Source organism: Pseudoalteromonas lipolytica (genome assembly GCF_003515105.1).
GTDB lineage: Bacteria > Pseudomonadota > Gammaproteobacteria > Enterobacterales > Alteromonadaceae > Pseudoalteromonas > Pseudoalteromonas lipolytica.
In genome coordinates this window covers 181,288-201,253 of the sequence record NZ_CP032092.1, presented here as the reverse complement: position 1 = coordinate 201,253, position 19,966 = coordinate 181,288, and the positions used below count along the sequence as shown (strand labels likewise).

Annotated in this window: 23 protein-coding genes; 1 reads left to right on the top strand and 22 read right to left on the bottom strand. The window is 39.7% G+C overall.

The annotated features are described in order from the left end of the window. Positions 1 to 41 precede the first annotated feature (41 nt). Genes D0907_RS20775 through D0907_RS20750 form a run of 6 tightly spaced genes read right to left on the bottom strand, consistent with a single transcriptional unit; the run spans position 42 to position 7,844 of the window. Positions 42 to 737 (bottom strand): HupE/UreJ family protein, encoded by a 696-nt coding sequence (locus tag D0907_RS20775; protein ID WP_062566916.1) that lies wholly within the window; start codon positions 735 to 737, stop codon positions 42 to 44. Continuing rightward, entirely contained in the window at positions 727 to 3,870 is a 3,144-nt protein-coding gene (locus D0907_RS20770) for an efflux RND transporter permease subunit (RefSeq protein WP_118845626.1), read from the bottom strand. Before D0907_RS20770 ends, D0907_RS20775 begins: the two co-directional genes overlap by 11 nt. 10 nt (positions 3,871 to 3,880) lie before the next feature. Continuing rightward, entirely contained in the window at positions 3,881 to 5,113 is a 1,233-nt protein-coding gene (locus D0907_RS20765) for an efflux RND transporter periplasmic adaptor subunit (RefSeq protein ID WP_118845717.1), read from the bottom strand. A 16-nt stretch (positions 5,114 to 5,129) separates the two neighbouring features. Further along, positions 5,130 to 6,455 carry a TolC family protein gene (locus tag D0907_RS20760; protein ID WP_118845624.1) on the bottom strand — a complete coding sequence of 442 codons (1,326 nt, stop codon included), beginning with the start codon at positions 6,453 to 6,455 and terminating at the stop codon, positions 5,130 to 5,132. Between the two features lie 13 nt (positions 6,456 to 6,468). Then, the gene (locus D0907_RS20755) at positions 6,469 to 7,458 is read right to left on the bottom strand and encodes a M56 family metallopeptidase (protein WP_118845622.1); all 990 of its coding nucleotides are present in this window, start codon (positions 7,456 to 7,458) and stop codon (positions 6,469 to 6,471) included. Between the two features lie 2 nt (positions 7,459 to 7,460). After that, positions 7,461 to 7,844, bottom strand: coding sequence for a BlaI/MecI/CopY family transcriptional regulator (locus tag D0907_RS20750; RefSeq protein WP_028834938.1), 384 nt, complete (start codon positions 7,842 to 7,844; stop codon positions 7,461 to 7,463). 84 nt (positions 7,845 to 7,928) lie between these two features. Here D0907_RS20750 and D0907_RS20745 point away from each other — a divergent pair, with 84 nt between their 5' ends. Continuing rightward, positions 7,929 to 8,282, top strand: a complete 354-nt coding sequence (locus D0907_RS20745) for a DUF3147 family protein (RefSeq protein WP_028834937.1) — start codon at positions 7,929 to 7,931, stop codon at positions 8,280 to 8,282. A gap of 501 nt (positions 8,283 to 8,783) precedes the next feature. Here the strand turns inward: D0907_RS20745 and D0907_RS21115 are convergent. The 16 genes from D0907_RS21115 to D0907_RS20680 form a co-directional block, all read right to left on the bottom strand. Next, positions 8,784 to 8,945, bottom strand: a complete 162-nt coding sequence (locus tag D0907_RS21115; RefSeq protein WP_155950873.1) for a hypothetical protein — start codon at positions 8,943 to 8,945, stop codon at positions 8,784 to 8,786. Positions 8,946 to 9,020: 75 nt separating this feature from the next. Continuing rightward, complete coding sequence (locus D0907_RS20740; protein WP_036973827.1) at positions 9,021 to 9,248, bottom strand: hypothetical protein; 228 nt, start codon at positions 9,246 to 9,248, stop codon at positions 9,021 to 9,023. Between the two features lie 66 nt (positions 9,249 to 9,314). Next, positions 9,315 to 9,557: a class I ribonucleotide reductase maintenance protein YfaE gene (gene yfaE, locus D0907_RS20735; protein ID WP_036973826.1), complete on the bottom strand. Its 243-nt coding sequence runs from the start codon at positions 9,555 to 9,557 to the stop codon at positions 9,315 to 9,317. Beyond that, entirely contained in the window at positions 9,554 to 10,678 is a 1,125-nt protein-coding gene (locus D0907_RS20730; RefSeq protein ID WP_118845620.1) for a toprim domain-containing protein, read from the bottom strand. Before D0907_RS20730 ends, yfaE begins: the two co-directional genes overlap by 4 nt. A gap of 109 nt (positions 10,679 to 10,787) precedes the next feature. Then, a complete protein-coding gene (locus D0907_RS21110) occupies positions 10,788 to 10,946 on the bottom strand; it encodes a hypothetical protein (protein ID WP_162898094.1) in 159 nt (52 codons plus the stop codon). An 81-nt stretch (positions 10,947 to 11,027) separates the two neighbouring features. Beyond that, the gene (gene radC, locus D0907_RS20725) at positions 11,028 to 11,555 is read right to left on the bottom strand and encodes a RadC family protein (RefSeq protein ID WP_341868790.1); all 528 of its coding nucleotides are present in this window, start codon (positions 11,553 to 11,555) and stop codon (positions 11,028 to 11,030) included. 305 nt (positions 11,556 to 11,860) lie between these two features. Continuing rightward, complete coding sequence (locus D0907_RS20720; protein WP_162898093.1) at positions 11,861 to 13,681, bottom strand: VWA domain-containing protein; 1,821 nt, start codon at positions 13,679 to 13,681, stop codon at positions 11,861 to 11,863. A 102-nt stretch (positions 13,682 to 13,783) separates the two neighbouring features. Further along, positions 13,784 to 14,881, bottom strand: coding sequence for a DUF3150 domain-containing protein (locus D0907_RS20715; RefSeq protein ID WP_118845614.1), 1,098 nt, complete (start codon positions 14,879 to 14,881; stop codon positions 13,784 to 13,786). A gap of 94 nt (positions 14,882 to 14,975) precedes the next feature. After that, positions 14,976 to 15,500: a hypothetical protein gene (locus D0907_RS20710; RefSeq protein ID WP_118845611.1), complete on the bottom strand. Its 525-nt coding sequence runs from the start codon at positions 15,498 to 15,500 to the stop codon at positions 14,976 to 14,978. A gap of 62 nt (positions 15,501 to 15,562) precedes the next feature. Next, positions 15,563 to 16,615: an AAA family ATPase gene (locus D0907_RS20705; protein ID WP_118845609.1), complete on the bottom strand. Its 1,053-nt coding sequence runs from the start codon at positions 16,613 to 16,615 to the stop codon at positions 15,563 to 15,565. Between the two features lie 85 nt (positions 16,616 to 16,700). Further along, positions 16,701 to 17,021, bottom strand: coding sequence for a hypothetical protein (locus D0907_RS20700; RefSeq protein ID WP_118845607.1), 321 nt, complete (start codon positions 17,019 to 17,021; stop codon positions 16,701 to 16,703). Positions 17,022 to 17,030: 9 nt separating this feature from the next. Beyond that, positions 17,031 to 17,642 (bottom strand): hypothetical protein, encoded by a 612-nt coding sequence (locus D0907_RS20695; RefSeq protein WP_118845604.1) that lies wholly within the window; start codon positions 17,640 to 17,642, stop codon positions 17,031 to 17,033. 85 nt (positions 17,643 to 17,727) lie between these two features. Continuing rightward, on the bottom strand, positions 17,728 to 17,868 hold the full coding sequence (locus D0907_RS21105) for a hypothetical protein (protein WP_162898092.1): 141 nt from the start codon (positions 17,866 to 17,868) through the stop codon (positions 17,728 to 17,730). Between the two features lie 270 nt (positions 17,869 to 18,138). Then, entirely contained in the window at positions 18,139 to 18,732 is a 594-nt protein-coding gene (locus tag D0907_RS20690; protein ID WP_118845602.1) for a single-stranded DNA-binding protein, read from the bottom strand. A gap of 170 nt (positions 18,733 to 18,902) precedes the next feature. Then, positions 18,903 to 19,091, bottom strand: coding sequence for a hypothetical protein (locus D0907_RS20685; protein WP_036973817.1), 189 nt, complete (start codon positions 19,089 to 19,091; stop codon positions 18,903 to 18,905). A gap of 79 nt (positions 19,092 to 19,170) precedes the next feature. Next, positions 19,171 to 19,488, bottom strand: a complete 318-nt coding sequence (locus tag D0907_RS20680) for a hypothetical protein (protein ID WP_036973816.1) — start codon at positions 19,486 to 19,488, stop codon at positions 19,171 to 19,173. Positions 19,489 to 19,966: the final 478 nt, after the last annotated feature.

Genomic DNA, 19,966 nt, shown 5'->3' with positions numbered 1-19,966 from the left:
TTTATTTCTGTATTTCTGTATTTCTATAAGTTAAAAATCGATTAAATAGTGAAGTAACCAGTAAGTTGTAAGCCCATCAACATCACACCAGCACTCATTAGTGCAGTATTCGTGACTGTCGAAAAACGTTGAAATGACGGCAGTTTTCTCCATGCATTTATCATGATCAAAATAAGTGCGAGCGCAGCAAATTGACCAAGTTCAACACCTAAGTTAAAAGCAATCAGGTTGGTAATAAGACCTTCATCAGCTAGGCTAAATTCTTGTAATTTGGTAGCTAAACCAAAGCCATGAAACAGACCGAAAATCAGCACCGCCCACTGAGTATTAGGCTGCCAATTAAAGCAACGCTTGAAGCCTCCTAGATTATCGAAGCCCTTATAAATTACGGAAAAACCGATTATGGCATCAATTAAATAAGCGTTGACTTGTATGTCACTTAACACACCAAATAACAGGGTTGTACTATGCCCAATAGTAAACATGGTGACGTACAACAGTACGTCACGGCTACGATATAAAAAGAAGATAACACCGACTAAAAACAGCAAGTGGTCATAGCCCGTTATCATATGCTTAGCGCCTATATATAAAAACGGGATAAACTGTACTCCATTATTTTGCTCTAAAAATGCTCTGGTTTTATCATCGACTCCGTGAGCAAAAGCTTCGATACTGAGAAGCGCTAACAGCGCAATCGTCAGATAGGTCAGTACTTTAATCATGTTACTTGGCATCTTGAGACTCCAATACTTCAACATCAGTCAAAATAGACTCCTTTTCTTTATGTAAAATTCTGTATAAGGCAGGAATGACAAACAGAGTCAAAATCGTTGACGAAATAATGCCACCAATGACTACTGTTGCCAGAGGTCGCTGAACCTCCGATCCTATGCCTGTGTTTAACGCCATAGGAATGAAACCTAATGAAGCAACCAGTGCGGTTGTTAACACAGGGCGAAGACGCGTCATCGCACCATCAAAGATTGCATTATCAAGTGCTAAGCCACCTTTACGCAGCTCTCTAATAAACGACACCATAACCAGTCCATTAAGGATAGCGATGCCCGATAAGGCAATAAAGCCAACTGCTGCCGAAATTGAGAATGGAATATCACGTAATAACAGCGCAGCAATACCACCAGTTAATGCAAGTGGAACACCCGTAAAGATGATCATGGCATCTTTAAATGAGTTAAGCGCGAGGATTAACAAACCAACAATCATGATTAAAGTGACAGGCACAACGATACTCAGACGCTCTGAAGCGGATTGCAGTTTTTGGTAAGTGCCGCCATATTCCACCCAATAACCAGCAGGTACTTCAACGTTTTCATTAATAGCTGCTTGTATGTCTGCAACAAAACTACCTAAGTCCCTACCACGAACATTGGCAGTTACTACCACTCTACGTTTACCATTTTCACGATTTATTTGGTTAGCACCCGATATCAGCTCAATATCAACCAATTCTTTAAGTGGTACTGTATGTCCATCAGCCAAAGTTATCGGTAAATAAGGTATTGAATCGATATCATTACGTTTGGACTCTGTGAGCCTTACTACAATATCTGAGCGCACATCGCCTTGATAAAACTTACCTGCAACTGTACCACCCATAGCTGTTGCCACTTGAGACTGTACTTGGCTAATACTAATACCAAACTGCATCAGTTTTTCACGATTTGGCACAAGATTAAGCATAGGTAACCCTGTCGTTTGCTCAACTTGTATATCTACGGCACCTTCAACTTGAGAAATTGCACCCTCTATCTCACTGCCTAAAGTAGTCAACGTATCAAAGTCATCACCAAACACTTTTATCGCAAGTTCAGCTCTCACCCCAGCTAACAATTCGTTAAAACGCATTTGTATTGGCTGTAAAAACTCATATCGGTTTCCCGGAATTGGCTGTACTAGCGCGGCTAACTCTTCTACAACTTGAGTTTTTGTCTTATCTGGATCAGGCCACAACTCGCGAGGTTTCAGGATAATGAAGTTATCTGCGACACTTGGCGGAACGGCATCTGTTGCAACGTCGGCAGTGCCTATTTTGGCAAAGACGCGTTCAACTTCTGGCATTTGTTTAATTTTATCTTCTAAAGACTCCTGAAGCGCGATTGCTTGAGACAATGACGTACCCGGAATTCGCAGCGCGTGCATGGCAATATCACCTTCATCCAAATTAGGCGCAAATTCACTGCCTAACTTAGTTGCCTGATAACCTGTAAAGCCAACTAATACTGTTGCGACTACAACAACTAACCAGCGGGCTTTTAATACATAGCTCAAAGCGGGCTTGTAAAGAACAGCAGCACCACGAATTATTGGGCTATGTTTTTCTTTCACGGGCTTTTTAAATAACAAGGCAACCATAGCTGGTACAAAGGTAACCGATAACACCATAGCACTAAGTAACGCGATAACCACGGTGATCGCCATCGGGTGGAACATTTTGCCTTCAACGCCTTCTAAGGCAAAAATTGGTAAGTAAACAGCGGTGATAATAAACACGCCAAATAGAGCTGGGCGTATAACTTCTTTTGTTGCTTCGAACACGAGTTCCATGCGTTCTTTTAGCTGCAGAGGATTGTTTCCTGCTTGACTTAGCCTGCGAAGACAATTCTCTACAATGATAATGGCACCATCGACTAACAAGCCAAAATCTAACGCGCCTAAACTCATCAGGTTTGCACTCACGCGAGTTTGTACCATACCTGTCACTGTCATTAACATGGCAAAAGGAATCACTAAAGCCGTTAAGAATGCGGCTCGGAAATTCCCTAATAAGACAAAAAGTACAACGATAACCAGAACCGCCCCTTCGGTCAGGTTAAGCTGAACCGTTTGCAGGGTTTTATCAACTAATTTAGTGCGATCATAAACAGCGGTTGCGACAATCCCTTCTGGTAAAGTGGCGTTAATTTCTTTGAGCTTTTCTCCCACGGCATGGGCAACGGTGCGGCTGTTTTCGCCAATAAGCATAAATACCGTACTCATCACCACTTCACGACCATTTTGTGTAGCAGCACCAGTTCTTAGCCCTTTGCCGTTTTCAATATCGGCTACGTCTTTTATAAAAATTGATGAACCATCAAGCGACTTAAGCGGAATATTACCAATGGCAGTCATATCAGTAATCTGACCGGGCAGCCTTAACAACCACTGTGCGCCATTTTGCTCAATAAAGCCTGCACCTTGGTTTTGGTTGTTTTGCGAAATTGCATCAACCACATCGGCTTGTGACAGCCCAAAAGCAAGTAACTTTTCAGGTTTGAAAGCGACTAATATTTCACGCTCAAATCCGCCTATCGGGTTCACTTCAACTACACCCGGCACCCGCATTAACTGTGGTCTTATTGTCCAGTCATGTACGGTTCGTAAATCCGTTGGTGTAATAGGCGTGCCATCAGCATGCGTAGCATCAGGCTCAGCATCAACGGTGAACATGAATATTTCACCAAGACCTGTCGCAATTGGCCCAAGTTGAGGCTCTAAGCCCAGCGGTAATTCAGCGCGTGCCGCTGATAAACGCTCATTAACAAGCTGACGGGCAAAATAGACATCAGTATCATCACTGAATATTGCAACCACTTGAGATAGACCATAACGAGAAACTGAGCGGGTATAGGTTAACCCCGGTAAACCCGACAACGCGGTCTCTAACGGAAAAGTTACCCTTTGCTCAACTTCTAATGGCGTAAACCCAGCCGCTTCGGTATTGATCATTACCTGTACATTAGTGATATCGGGCACTGCATCAATCGGTAGTTTGGTAAAATTCCATATCCCCAAACCTGACACAGCTAACACCATCACCATAACAAGGAATTTGCGCTTTATTGAAAAGCGTAAAATTGACTCCAACATTTATACGCTCCTAGTGATCGTGTGATGCGCCAGACTTTTCAATGTCGGCTTTTAAAATATAGCTATTGTCGGTCACGTATTCGGTTCCCGCTTTTAGGCCACCTAATACTTCAATCCATTCGCCTCCAGCGCTGCCCAACTCAAGCATACGAACTTCATACTGCTCACCCACTTTGGCGTAAACAACAGTAAAGTCTCTAAAACCTTGTAAGCCAACACGCTTTACAGCCAGTGGCACATCAATGGTTGCAACTTCAATGTCAGCTTTTACAAAACTTCCTTCGGCAAGGTTACTATCTTCTAATTCGACCCAAACAATTCTTGCCTGATCATCTCTCACGCTAGGCTCAATAAATGACACCTTACCTGCAAAGCTTTCCTCATGACCTTCAACGTTTAACGATACTGGCGTTTCCAGTTTAACCTTGGAATAATCCGAAGGATAAACCGCTAATTTGGCAATATGGCGATTAAAATTAGTAATGGTGAGTAAGGTTTTACCATTAGTTTGCTCACCCGCGTTTGCGAATAACTGGGTAATAACACCGTTAATGGGCGCTTTAATAACGTAGGGCTTAAGACTTTCATTACTTTCTACTGTGAATAGCGTTTGCCCTTTTTTAACAATTTCACCGTAATTGACGTGTAATTTGGTGATTTCACCATCGAAACGCGCAGCAATGTTTCGCTTAGCGTCCACAGGTAAACTTAATTTTCCATAAGCGGGTATGGTTTGATGAATTGTCGCAGGGCCTGCGATTTCAGTGTTGATTTCCATTGCATCAGCAACTGCCTGTTCAATTGTGGTGCGACCCTCGAAGTTGTCATATCGCCAATTGTACTTTTTACCCTGATAAGTTGCTTCAATGGCTACAACAAAAGAGTGAGGCTCATAAATCACCATATCACCGCGAAGAAAGTCACCTTGAGCATTGAAGTTAATATCATCAGTGCCATCGCCTAGGCGAATTAATTTTACGTTTAAATCGACATTCTTTGGGTCTATAGGTTGTCCATCATTTGTCGCCCAAACACGAAACTCTGGTGGCACACCAGTTTCAAAAATAGAGAGTTCAATGGCAAAATCACCATCTCGTAACATGCGCCCACGGTGTGGACCTTTCTCTGGTTCAGCTTGCTCTGCCGCAGGTGTTGATGCTGCAATAGCATTAGGTGCGACGACACCTGTGAATGAGATAATAATCGCCAAGCTTAATGACGACAGAATATTTTTATTTTTCATAAGTTTACTCATGGTTTTACTCGCTATCACTAACGGGCACGCCAGTTAGGCGTTGAATTTCAATATGTTGTAAATGCAAAGATTGATAAGCATCAAGTAACTGATTTTGGGCGCTGAGCAGCTCTCTACGTATATCACTCCACTGGTTGTAGCTAAGCTTACCGATATCAAATGCTTGACCGGCTTCCGTCAACGCGTTTTCTAGTACGGGAATTATTTCTAATTGAATCGTTTCAATGACATGATGGGAATGTGCCATTTCTTGCAATAGCACATAGAGCTGCGCATCGAGTTTCTGCATTAGGGCTTGTTGCTGACTTGCCAGAACATCTTGTTTTGCGCGTAAGGCAGCCATTGTTCCTGCATTTCTATTTTCACTTCCCCAAGGAATAGAGACACCCGCCACTAAACCAAAATCATCGGTCGTTTCATATCGTCTTAGTCCAGCAGTGAATTGCCACTGAGGTTTGGCTTCAATACGTGCAAGTTCCATTTGAGACTGGGCGATACGTTGTTCATTAGCGAACTGCTGTATTTGCGGGATTTGCTTAAGCTTGTTTAGCTGGCTTTCTACAGATGGAATTTCCGGCTTAAGCATTAAATTTCCCGTTAACTTAAGTTCAGCCTGAGGCTTACCCCATAAGGATGACAGTTGATAATGGCTGGCTTTTAATTCGTGCTCTAAATCTTCAACAGCTAGATTTCTTCGAACCAACTCAGCTTGAGCCAAGCGCATTTCGACATTAGAACTTTTGCCTGCTTTTACTCTTTTGACAATAGCGTCAACCACTTCCTGTGCCTGAGATACCGCTAATTGATTGAGTTTCAAGCGCTCTTGCTTTATCAAGATTTCAACAAACTGTTTAGCAACAGTCGCAGATAAATCGAGGGCTTTTATTTTTTGCTCTACTATTACTGCATTTGCTTGGCTTTTTGCCGCATTAACTCTGCCATCAATTTGATCTTGTTGAAGCAACCAAGAGTATGTGAGCGTTGATTGCATACTTTGTAATGCGCTATGCTCACCTGTCCCTAACGCATCTTCAATCATTAAACCTATTTGAGGACGCTCTCCAATGCCAGCTTGTTCGATATTACCTTGCCACACAGCTTCTTGAGCTATCAAGGCTTTTAGCTCAGGATGACTTTCTAGAGTCATGGTCACAGCCTTGCTTAAATTTATAACCTGATGTGATGACTGTGATTGCTGCTGGATTTGCGCGTTTGCCAAAGAGGGGGTTGATGTTACTAAACTAACCCCCGTTGTTAAAACTAGACCAACAGCCAAAAACCGATTGCCGATCGGTTTTTTGCTGTTGCTTTTATAAAGATTAAATCTCATTCCATATCCTTAATTAATGGATGAAAAAAGTTTCGATAAAGTGATGAAAACTATCGACAGTGGATGCCGCTAGTACTGGCATAGTTGCCAATAATGCTAGAGTAATGATGATAGTAGTAAGTGACGGTTTATTAATTGGATTCAATAACCCCTCAACACGAAGACTCGTGTAATCATGTCCGAAGTAGCTAACAGACGCCTGATCGCAATCCGTAGGAAGTGCTTTTTGAAGTCTAGCGACATCAATTAATGTCTGTGCGATATCAAGATGGTCGTATTCTTTAGTGACCTCATTGTCGGCTATCTTTTCCGTCATTAAGACATATTGCTCGATTAGGGTTTGTTTTATACGTGACGGATAGAAGCTGGCAAGTGCCGTGAAAAGCACTTTAAATAACGGATCTCTTGCCGTTACATGGGCCAGTTCATGATTAACGATGATATTAAGTTGTTCATCGCTAACTTGGGTTTGTAGTCCGGTTGATACATATATCTTGGGAGATATAAAACCTGTAGTAAAGGCAACAGGCACTTTAACAGGCATCAATAAATATTGATTGCCATTAGTCGTCCTAGCATCTTGTGCATCAGTAAAGCTTAGTAAACTCGACAATGCGATGGACTGTTTGGTTCTAACAAAGGTAGTCTTAGTTACGCGCCAAGCTAAATAGATTAGTGCTAAAAGTAAGGTTAACGCGTGCCAACTTGAAAAGCTAAAAATATCGATATGGTGCCAATGGGCAAAATCTTCGAACCAGCTTATGTTAAAAACTTTATCAAACCCTAACGAGTAAGGCATAAAGTAACCAATACAAGAAAAGGCTATCCACCAAGGTGCACTCACTAGTGACCACAATATAAACTTTTGACTATTAAAACTGACTTGTTTGAGTCTGAACAACACAAAACGAGATACGACAGCAACAGTTGCAATACCGATCACAAATGCAAGCACTGAAACACTGAGCAAATTTAGAACGATTGCCATATCTCCAACTAACATAATTAAGCCCGCTCCTTTCTAAGCTGGCGTTGTTTCTCGATCATTTTTTCTAATGTATCGAGTTGTTCGTCATTAAGCTGTGCCGAAGCAGAACTGAACGCAGCAATTAAGCTATTTTCACCATCATCAACAAAGTCACTGGTTACATTTGAAATAAGTTGAGCAATTAAGCCTTCACGATCGACTCTGGCTGAATAACAATACGCATGGCCTTGTTTAGTGCGTTTAAGTAATTCTTTTTTAAATAACCTATCAAGCGTACTTTGGATAGTATTTAACGAATTACCACGAGCTAACCCCAGTACTTTATGTACTTGCTTTGCATCCGCTTCTTTCACATTCCAGAAATGTTGAAGCACTAACTTTTCTAGTTCACCTAACTGCATAACACTTTACTCTATTTAATTCGTTGGCTATATTGTCACAACAAAAACCGATAGGCAATCGGTTTTTTCATTTAAGGACATTATATGGGTTGGCTAATAACTAAGTATTTGATCACCGCTACGGTCATTGTCGCGGCATCAGAGCTAGCAAAACGAAATGATAAACTAGGCGCACTAATAGTGGCCTTACCGACAGTCACAATTTTAGCCATGATTTGGTTATATGTTGAAAAGCAGCCGTCAGAGAAAATAGCCAATCATGCTTGGTACACTTTTTGGTATGTACTTCCCACATTGCCCATGTTTTTACTTTTCCCCATGCTGATGCAGCGCTACAGTTTTTGGCTATCGTTACTCATCAGCTCATTAATAACTGTAATTTGCTTTTGGCTGTTTTCTTTATTGCTGAAGCAGTTTGGGATTGATTTGCTTCCTTGAGGTTAGCAGCAAGGTCCGTTGTTCGCCCCCACAGCTGCCATTAGAGTATTTACGTTAACGCGTAATGGGGCAAAAACGTTTTAGAAATGGCAGCGTACCGATGCAATCGCTGCCATTTTAGGATGATAGTTTAATACTTGGTATGAATCTTTATTCTACTCACACACTTGGAATTGATTGAAATTTTTCTATTTTCAGCAATATAGAAGAGCTTCGCGTCTACCCCTTACTGGTTATTGTTCTATGCGCAGTAGCTCCTCTCTTCAAATTTTGACAAAAAAAAAGACCGATTAACGGTCTTTTCTTATTTTATTTTTTGCTTATTCGGTGGTGCATCCATAAATAACTACCGAAAAAAACTACATTACCAAAAATGAAAAAGGTCAAACCAATAGCTTGGATTTCATTCATCTTGATCGTCCTCCTCGGAACCATTTAGGAAAGTTATATAGAAACCTATCACAACAGATGCCAACATACAAACAAAAGCAATGACTAGCTTTATAAGTCCTTGAATTTGAATTTCGTAGCATGTTTTGTTGTCGAAACCACACGGCCAAACATATCCGCAAAACCACTAACAGAGAGCTCTGGAATATAGCCAACAATTGTTGCTAATAAGATTAGTTCAACCATGATCTTATTTAGCATTTTGTTTTTCATAAGCAATTCATTTGAATCTCCTCAAAGTAAATTTGAGGGTTCACACCCTTGAGGGAGTAATCCCCCAAGGGTTGTTTATGCTTCAAATAGCAATTCTGCCGTTTCACAGGCATTTGCGATTGTCACATTGTGTATCACAAGCAAATCTACAGTCTTTCTATATTTTTCAATTAATAAAAAGTGAGTAGTTTTTGCTATGAAGTGTCTGATAACCATATCTGGATAGTATCCATTACGGTATGCTGCGAAATGACGTAGCTGAGAACCACCAGCTTTTGCCATTTCAATATGATGTTTACTCATTGCTCCTCCAAAGAAAGGGGGAGCTTCCCAAGCGGGGGGCTCCCCGCATGGGTTGGTTGTAAAAATCTAAAAGGTTACTTCAACCTCAATGTCACCTTTTGGCTTACAAACGCAAGGTAATATCTCACCTTCATTTGTAAAGCCAATTGGTTCATCGATATATTCGACATTGCCCTTTAGTAATTTGATGCGACACGCCCCACAAAAACCTGATTTACAGTTAGATGTAGGGGCAACACTATTCAGCTCTAAAGTCTGTAATAGTGTTCCATTTGTGTCATTGTAAACTTGACCAGAAACGCTAATCATTTGACACCTCCAGTATTAACAGAGATGTCAACAGGTAAGCGAAATGAAAAAGCACTAGGGCCTGCTAAGTTGTAGGTGTCCAGCCAGTCCATACTTTTGCTGCCATTAGGTATATCTAAAGGTGGCATATAAATATCAACAAACTTTCCTTCTCTACGTAGTCTTGCAGCTAATGCTTCTGCTTTTTCTTGACCTGCTCCAGAAGCATCCTTATCAGCAAAAATTAATACTGAAGTCACATTATCTGGAATTTTAACCATTTCTAGCAAAGTGTCCGAATAACATGACCACATAGGACAGCCTGTAGCCTCGCGTACAGCTAATGCAGTTTCAATCCCCTCACATACGCCAATGAAGGTGTTATCTCCTTCAGTTACAGGTGAGTCAATTTTGATAGAACATCCACCAATATAGCTTGGCGGAGGCATTAACATTTTCGCATTAGGTACATCAGCTTTTAAGCCTTGATTGTTCAGGAAAATTCGATGAATCGTGATTCGATTACCATCTGAATCAGTCATTGAGCCTAATAAACCGTGAAGTTTCTTAGGCTTAGACTGACCATCTCCCCACCAAAGCTCATCAGCATACCCAAGTGTATACGGTAGAGTTTTCGCATCAGTTTTAAGTCCACGGCTGTTCAAGTAAGCTTGTATCCGACCAGATTGATCATGAGCTGCAGGAATAGCGTGTTGAAAAAGCTTCTCAAGTTTTGCGACTCGTTTTGCTTTTTCATCATCGTTAATACCTTTTGGCTGTGAAGCTTTCACATTTTGAACGTATTCGCGCGAGATGCTTGATAAGTCACCACCACAGATATCGATTATTTTGTTTAAAGCGTCGCTTTTTGAGCAACTTTCCATAAACGCAATTACATCGATTCCACCAGGTAAAGCACCTACATCGTTATGGTATGCGCCACCGGTATCAACCCAATCGCGGAAAAGGCGAAACTTAGTTCTTCCGTTTCCAGTTTTTGGGCATGGTACTTGTGGTGAACCACCGTGGTTATTTGATTTTGAAACTGCTTCATTAAGTCCTGGGTAGGCTGAGTAGACAGAAGACCACCCGCCATTTGACTTAACTAAAGCAAGTACTTTATCTATTTTTGATTCAATCATTACAACTCTCCTATTCCTCAAGACGACCCTAAAGCGTCCTGAATACAAGGCGCTTTAGGTGGTCGCCTCGAATAAAAAGAAGAGTTAGCCCTAAGGCTAACTCATACGTTTAGCCTTGAGCTTGAGCTCGTTGTTGACCTTCAAATAAAGGTCCCCACTTAGCACGTAATGAAAGAATCGTTTTACCGCCAATATGTACCTCTCTCACTTCTGTGTTAGGTATTGACGATGGGATTGGCATAATTGCCTTTTTAATTGAATTATTCATGCGTATCTCCTCCAAAGAGTACAAAAAAAGGGGATACGCCCCTTATGGGAAGTATCCCCACAAGGGTTGGTTTAATTTAAGTTAGATAAGGCCGCGCTCAGCAAATGAGACTGTGTTTTCACCAATAATGATGTGATCTAACACATTTACATCAATATGATTGAGTGCATGTTGGATCTTAGTGGTTATTAGCTTGTCCGCTTGCGATGGCTCAGCAATACCTGATGGGTGGTTGTGCGCTAAAATTACAGAGGCTGCATTCTTTTTTAGTACACTTTTTACAATCTCCCGGGGATAAACACTTGCAGCATTTATCGTTCCGGTAAAAAGTATTTCTTTGTCTATTAGTCTATTTTGGTTATCAAGGTAAAGCATGTAAAAAACCTCATGCTCTAACCCCTTCAAATGGACTTCAAGATAATCAGTTACTTGAGTAGGACTATTAAAAATAGCTCCTCTTCTCAACCTATTGTTTAGAAGCTTCTTGGCTGTTTCAATAATTTCATCAGAGCTAAGCTCAGACGTGATTATATATTTACCAGTTACTTCATTTAGTTTTAAGTTAGAAATAGTCATTGTCTCCTCCAAAGAAACATTAAGCGGAGACAATTACCCAGAGGATAATAATCCCCTATGGGTTGATTTAAGTTTGTTGAACACAAGCAAGCTGAACTCACTTATGCTAAGTCTAGGGTTAAACCCAAAGTAACAACGAGACGTCGATACTTGTTCTACACAAATACAAGGATTTGAGTAGCTTTTATGCTTTATCAAAATTAATTACCTTACGGTAAATTTGATAGCAAGGTGCCATCAGTAAATTAAGATAAAAGCAGAAAATCTATTTGGCTTATAGCCGCATTTTAAAACATTGTGTTTGCTTTAAAATGCGTCCAAAAGGGCGCATTACTTGGTTAAGCGATTAATTTATTTTTAATTACTTGTTTTAGAATTGAAGGTAACTCTTCAACGGTTTGAATGTTGAGTAATTCCTGATTCTCAAAGCCATAAAGCATTCCTGTGTTTATACCAATGCATACAATTTGAATACCTAGAAGTTCCGACATTTCAATCGACTTTTCTAAATACTTTAGATCGCTTTCTTGGCCATCAGTAATGATAAAAACAACTTTCTTTTGCTCTACACGTAGTGAAAGCCTACGAATTACAGAGTAAAGGCTTAAACCTGTATGTGTTCCGCCTCTACTACTGACTCTAAAGTTGTCTTTAACGGCTTTAGTTGTTGATTTAAAGCATTTTGCTTCATATAGGTCACCGGCACTGAAATATATGCATTCACTATTTACGCCTTTCAACTTATCTATTGCTAAGTTAATTGCGAGCGCAGAAGTGTTTGCACCATTCATCTCAAAAGCACTCATTGAACTAGACCTGTCAACGAGGACTGATATCGCCATTGTCGGGGCTTTAGTAATTCTTTCTGATTTAAAAACATTAAAATTACCAGCTTTTACTCCAGCAAGTCTATTTGCCTCAACAGTCCTACCTTGCTTAGAAAAATTCACACTTTTTCGGTCTAACCCATAAATTATTTTATGGAGTTCTCGACTTATAGGTGTTGAAAGTCTCTTGGCTAGGTTTAGATCTGCAGTACCAACTGTGCCACGATCATTTTTTGATATTAAAGGAGCATTGAAGTCAATTAGTTGCTCCATATCATTACTTGATCTTACTTCATCAGCCATTTTCTCTAGCTCGTTATTAACTTGTTCATGCAAATCTGCCATGAGCTGACTTTCATCGGCATTTAGGCATTCATTTACAAAATTAATTACTTGCTGGCTAACACTTGAGTTTTGACCTTGGCTATCACCTGAGTCATCACCTTGGCTATCGCCTGAGTCATTACCTTGGCTATCACCTGAGTCATTACCTTGGCTATCACTTGAGTCATTACCTTGGCTATCACCTGAGTCATTACCTTGGCTATCACCTGAGTCATTACCTTGGCTATCGCCTGAGTCATCACCTTGGCTATCACCTGAGTCATTACCTTGGCTATCACCTGAGTCATCACCTTGGCTATCGCCTGAGTCATCACCTTGGCTATCGCCTGAGTCATTACCTTGGCTATCGCCTGGTTTAAACTCTATTTTCTTAAGTAACTGAATGATCTGTTCTGTAAGTTCATAACTATGTTGGTTAGATCGAAGAGCTGGTATCGTATCCAATAGCAAAATTAAATCGTGTACTGGTTTTTGGCCAATACAATCAGTTAATAAAGCTATTGCAATTTCACAGAACTCATTTAGTTGTACTTGGTCGTTAATTTTATATCGACCATAATATACAACTACAGCTTGTAACAGTAATGAAGGCGGGAAGCTATCAGTTGGTTTACTGAACCATCCCTTTTTAATACCTTGGGTAACCATCTTAGATAAATTTAAGATGGCACCCGGCCACTCCAGACAAACCATTCTTTCCATACGAATATCCTCAATGCCATTTCTAATAGCATTGAAAAATGCTCCTTTTTCATACGACTTAGCTGTCCATGTTCTATCGGTCCATCGTAGATGGCCTACTTCATGATCAATAGCGCCTTCCAAAAGTTCGAGATAATCGGGGTTTTCAAGATCACCTACGGGTAAAGTAATGCTGTTGTAATCTGTATAGCATCTGTTACCAGTTAAGTTAATCGTAATGTCACCACGGTTACTCATTACTCTTGAAAGCATTCTAAATCGTTTTAATAGTTTTGATTTATTCATTTGCATCTCCTCCAGGAATGTTTAAGAGGGGATACACCCACAAGGGGTGAGTATCCCCTGTGGGTTTAGAATTAAAGGAAGCTAGATTGCTTCCTTTATTTGTTACCAATTAAATCCAAAATCACCTAATGAGTTGTTGCGCTCAACAGGCTCGGAAAAATCGGTTTCTTCTGTAGGCGCTAGGTCAAATTCAAAAGAATTTTCTTGATCAGCTGTTTCTACAATGATTGAACTCTCAGAAGCGGATACACTTGACTCACCTGAAACGAAATTATTCGCTTCGTCGGTATCCTCATGTGTAATTACTTCCGGCTCTGGTGTTGCACTATATTGAGGTTTTCCTTCTGCATGAAGGCGAAGTGTGTCTTCATTACTCATCACGAGTAACCAGTTGGTTAACTCTGAAAATGAATGACCTTCAATGTAGCCACTAGAAGGTAAGTTATTTAAAACTTCCTGTATTGTGCTGACCACATTCTCAATACCACTATCTACAAATGATAAATCAATAAGTTTATTCATCATTCTTCTAAATGGTGAACGTACTTTTTGGCTTACGCGATTAACTGGTGTTTTGTCTTTAAACCAGTTAGTTTTGTAGACACTACTTGCTTCCTTAGCAATTTCTTGCCAAAGAGTTTCTGCAACATCATTTTTGATATCGTCTTCATCATCATCAAAAAGCGCTTTCATAGCCAGAGGCTTTGTAAACGTCAGTTTGAATTTTGATTGGAACTCAACCTGAGATAAGGCATATTTATGGATCAGTGCAGCGATATCCGAATTTTCAGCCATATGTTGATTAACTGACTTATCATATTCAGCAATTAATACTGATACTTCGTCTTGCCAATCACGCTTTATTTCATCAAGCTCTGACTTAAGTTCATCTAATCTGGTTGTTGGGACAACCGTAAAGTCTCCGTACTTAACACCATAACTATTAAAAGTTCGTGTAAGACGGTTGTTGTACTTCGTTGTAAGCTTCAGCTTGCTTCTAGGAAACCACTGTAGTTTACTCCCCTTGATTTGATTAGATGATACTTTCTGACCATCTAGTTCTATCTTTGCGTTCGGTAAAGTTGATTCACCACATGGCGATCTTAATTGCCAGCCTAACAAACATGCTCCATTTTTAAGTGAAGTGTTTTGTTCTGCTAACTCTTTGCCATTTGCGATTGCTTCGTTTGATAAAGACATGTTGTCTCCTCCAATTTGATAAAAAAAGGGGAGACTTCCCTGTTGGGGAAAGTACTCCCCAAAGGGTTGGTTGATTAATAGGACCTGTGATTGGTTACATCACTTCAATATCCCATGTATTTTGATTAAAGTGGCCTATCCCCATAAGTGAATAACCTCTTTGTTCTTTATTTTTGGCAAGAGCATTTCTCTCACCGTTTACAGACATAAAAACCCATTTCCATTCAGTATTATCATTCTTGAACAACACATATGTCGTATTTTGGAATGATGTTACAGCCCAATATTTACCTTCACCGGCATGATGATAAACATCAAACGGGTTATTGCATTTCAGGTTACCTTGAGCATTGAACATAACTTGAGCTCGACAGTTTACAAAGTCACAGTTCTTCATTTTCTCATCCGAATGAATAAGAAAATAAGGATTGCCGTTCCTAATGTAATCAATCTTATCGGTTGCCTGAATTAACTCAGACATACTCATAGCTTTAATGTCTCTTACATCGTCAATTTTAAGTGGGTCTTTACCCCCTTCAATACGGAGGTATTTACCATTTGATGGTTGGTAGCTAAAACCAACAAAACGACCATTTTCAATTTCAAAGCACTCAAACACTGTGTCCCCTCTCTCAACTTTTAAGTTGGCCGAGTTAGAAGATGTGTTAGTGTTTGAGGTAGTTACTTTTTTTTAATTAACTCGCCAAGTGGTTTATTAATTTCATCACCCCATACTCGTTGAACAACAGAATTAACCTCTTCAATTTCATCATTATCAATGGAACCTAAGAACGAAAATTCAAATGACTCATATGGAGAACGATTGGCACCAAATGTCATCATGTAAAAACCCCAGTGGACTAAAGTTCGTGTTGAAAAAACACACCCTAATCCATTATCGATGTTGCCATCGTGGTCTTTACCTAATGCAGCTGTTCTTAAAGAGTCAGCTGTTTGTACCATAAGCTTGCGAATCGGCAATGTTAGTTTCGGAAAGTTCTTTTCCAAAATTTCCAACTCAACTGCTTTGCTTGGGTATTTAGTTTTTAACCAACCAAAACGCGAACGTAATGCTTGGTCTAAACGTTGTGAAGTAATATACCTATCACTATCACCACCACCGGTAGTATTAGCTGTAGCAGCTATTCGGCAGTTAGCATGTTTGTTTATGGTTTCACCGAAAACACTAAGTGTCCAAGGCTTGCCTTCAACAAACAAATGAAGCGATGTTGATAAATCTTCATTAGCTTTATCCACTTCATCTAAGATAACTAAACCACCGTATTTGTATCCGCATGCAGCTTGGCTGTATCGCTTGCGAGTAACATTATTACCTTTTCCATCAACAGCTAATTCATAACCACCTTCTAAGCGCTCACCACTCATGCCTACGGTTACTTTTTCAATGAAGACAGGCTCATTAAAGCGATCTGCAATGAATAGTAATAACTCCGTTTTACCTGTACCTGTTTCACCAACCAAGCCAAGAGGTTTCGGTTGGGCAGGCGCAAGCCACCATGCTAACGCTTTACGAAGTGTTACTTCATCCGGCGTATAATGCATGTCTGCTTTTTGACAATTGGGGTGGCGGTGTTTACGAATTTTAATCTTATATTGATTAGGGTCGAAGATTTCAGGGAAACGCTCATGAGCGTCAACTTCTATCATTTCGTTATAATCAATTTTAGTTGCTGGTTTAATTGTAGATACGTTTGATTGTGCTTGAGTATTCATATTGTGTCTCCTCCAAAGAGATTTTTGAGGGACACTTATCCCTTCAAGGGTATAGTGTCCCTTGATGGGTTTGATTTCTTAATATTTAAAATGGTACTTCTAAAAAGTCTATATAACTTTTTTCATAAAGATGAAGGTTTGGTGAGTTTAGAACAGAACACTTTTCATATACTTCTTCTGTTTCATCCTCATCTGCAAGGTCTAGCATAAAATTCACTTGAGCCTCTGCCGCTAATTCCTTAGTTGCATAACTGGTAGAATTCCAAACTTCAACTGAGTCTGGCCAACCATCAATATGACCAAAGTGATAGCCTTCATCACTCTGACCTAATAGCAGCTTTCGCTCAGTAACATTATCATCAAGTAGAATCCAAGTATTAGACTCATGAATAGAATAAATTTCCATTATCAACTCCTAAAACTTTAGATCATGCCAAAGAGGGATGTGAGGCCCTTCTAAGTCACTATAAAGGTGAGAGTTAGACGATGAGAAATTGCTACCATTTAAGATGAAGTGCTTGTATTCACAAAGAGCTTTAGCGTATTTGTTAGTTACAAGTAATTCATTAAGTTGATTATACTGTTGTAATATCTGTGGTACTGCAATTCTAATTGAACAAGCATCTAAATCTAGACACTGGCATACATAATCAAAATTTGCAGAGCAAATCCATTCAAGTTCGTCGTTTAGCATCTCTGAATTCGCTTTAGTATACCGAAGCATACCTAGTGAACGATACAAAACACTTTCCCATAACGCCTTAATGTTCTCGTCTGACCAATGAATGTAATATTCACCTCTTGCAGCATCCAAACAATCATCCATTAAACCAAAAAATACATCCTGCCCTGAGGCAACTTTACCAGCTCGATGAGCTGTTATGATGTCTTCGTCTAACGAATGGCACGTATATTCTGCATTTACTGACAGAAAGTGATCAGTTGTTCGCTTCGGCTTAAACTGCTTCTTTCTTTCAAGTTCTGCATTTATTTGAGCTTTGGTTATGGCTTTTTTTGGTCTAGCCATGATGTTCTCCTCCAAAGAGATTTTTAAAGGGAACATCCCCAGCAAAGGGAAAATTCCCCTTGTGGGTTGGTAGATAGGTTAGAGATTAACCGTGAAAAACGCGGTTTGACTCTTGATATAAACGGCTTGCGCGAATAACTAACTTGTTAGATCCATCACGTTTTGCTCGTTTAATTAATTTGCGTTCGCGACGACGTAAATATGCGCCGGTTGATTTGTTATTCATAAGTTCCTCCAAATTTTAAAAACCTGAAGGATTAACCTGTGAAGGTTAAACCCTCAGAGGTTAAAACAAGCAACGATGTTGCTTGGTGTGCACTCACAAAATAGATTTTTGCTTTTCAACTTGATGTTGAGAGTGCGTAACTAATATTCAACTTTAACTGCCATAGCAGAGTTATTCGCGAGAAGCGAAAAGGTATTATGAATATTAGAAAAAACAAAAGTGACATCCTTGTCATGCAAATTCCTAGGCTAGGAAACCTTATCTAGCTTGTTATTGTTGACTACCGCCATACCCCCCTGGTTGAGGTTTAGGAGCAAAACCGCCCTGCGATTGCGGATAGTGTATTGGTGCGCTCTGGTCTTGCTGGCTGCGCTGATAGTTTTGTGCATTATTTTGCTGTTGACTATGATGCTGAGGCGCACTTTGGTAGTTTGAAGAACTATTTTGTTGTGGGTGACTATTTTGTTGGTTCTGATTGCCAATTAAGCCAGTGGCTTTTAAACATTCCACTTCAACTTTTCTAAGATGTTGAATTAGCTCGATAGCTTTAATCTTTGTTGAAGAGCGGTTTTGCCCACCATTATCAGTCCACTTTTCTTGAACAAGTTTTCCCCTTAAAGTTACCTCGTCCCCTACTTCAATAGCTGGTTTAAAATTCTTTAAAAACCGACTATCCACTTTGACATCAAAAAAGTAAATTCTGTCAACCCACTCACTTTGTCCGTTAGGTTCGTTTGACTTCTTAAAGTAGCCGTCATCACAAGCAATTGTCACAGTACCAAAATACCCATCTTGACCATTTCTGATATCAAGACTCGCGACTCTACCACCAAGCCTTGCTGAATTATCTTTTGCAGTACGCATAAATAAGCCCTCTATAAAGTTATAAAATCATCACAACTGATGTAGATATAATTACATAAAGAAAATATCGCGCGACTTAATCAAAAATAACGGCAATATTCACCGTAACCCTTTGAATAAACTCTAATATATAAAGCTCATTCAGAGAGTAAGGTTTACCCTACTATCTGTTAAACGTCCCATTCACATACAAAATCACTTTCGCCAATTAAGCCACTAGAAATGGCCTTTTGCTTTACAGCTGATAGGTAGTCTGGTTTGTCTAAATGATTAACATCAATCTGTTTTATCTCACCTGTGAATAATGTAAGTGTTGATGTTGATTTGTCGAAAATATGAAAAGCGGTATCTTCAAACATAGGTTTCTCCTTACTGGTTATACCTAAGCATCCTGCTTCAAGCTGGATAGGTATAACCAGTAAGGAAATTCACAGGGAGCTAATGCTCGCCTGTGAAAGTTGATTTAATCAGTGGATGACTCATATTTGCTTCAACAAAGAATTCAAAATTAACAAGGTTCATTCCAAGAATATTACTATGTGAAATACTCTCATCTGAAAACCTAATTTCACCGGGAACAGCGAATACTTTGTCTTTGTTGAATATCTCAGTTGCTATTTGACTGGCCTCGTTATGTGTTTCAGCTGTTGCTAAAACTTTTAACGTTAACCTGTCATATACAATGCAATATACACTCTGAATCTTTAACTGATTGTGATTGTTGTAGCCCGAGTAGGTTGGAATTAGTTTATTCAAATTAACCCCAGCTTGAACTAGCTATTGATAGAATTGGCTTAACGATGATGCTGTGAATTTTGATTGCAACATATGTGCACGCCAGTAATATAAGAATGATATCCATAATCTCCTCCAATGCATTTGACCGAAAACGCAGAACTAAAAATAAGTAGATCTGTATAGCGGTCGCATCGATTGAGATTTCGATTTCTATACAGAAGAGTATCCCGTATAGGAATTGGTTAGGTATTTGTGAAAGAATCACTTCAACCGTCTTAATACCAAGAAGGTATTAACGCTGAGATTTAACTTCAACAGCTAGAAGCCACTTTAATACCAATAGGCATAATTATGCATAGTGCAAAAATCAAAGACCTAAAAGGTAAAGTGGATTGAGAAATCATTATTGGAAATTTGTATTCCGATAATGACTCAGAAGAGTGGTTGTGACGTTGATAGTCTGTGTTGGTTGGTTAACCCTAAAGGATGAACCTTT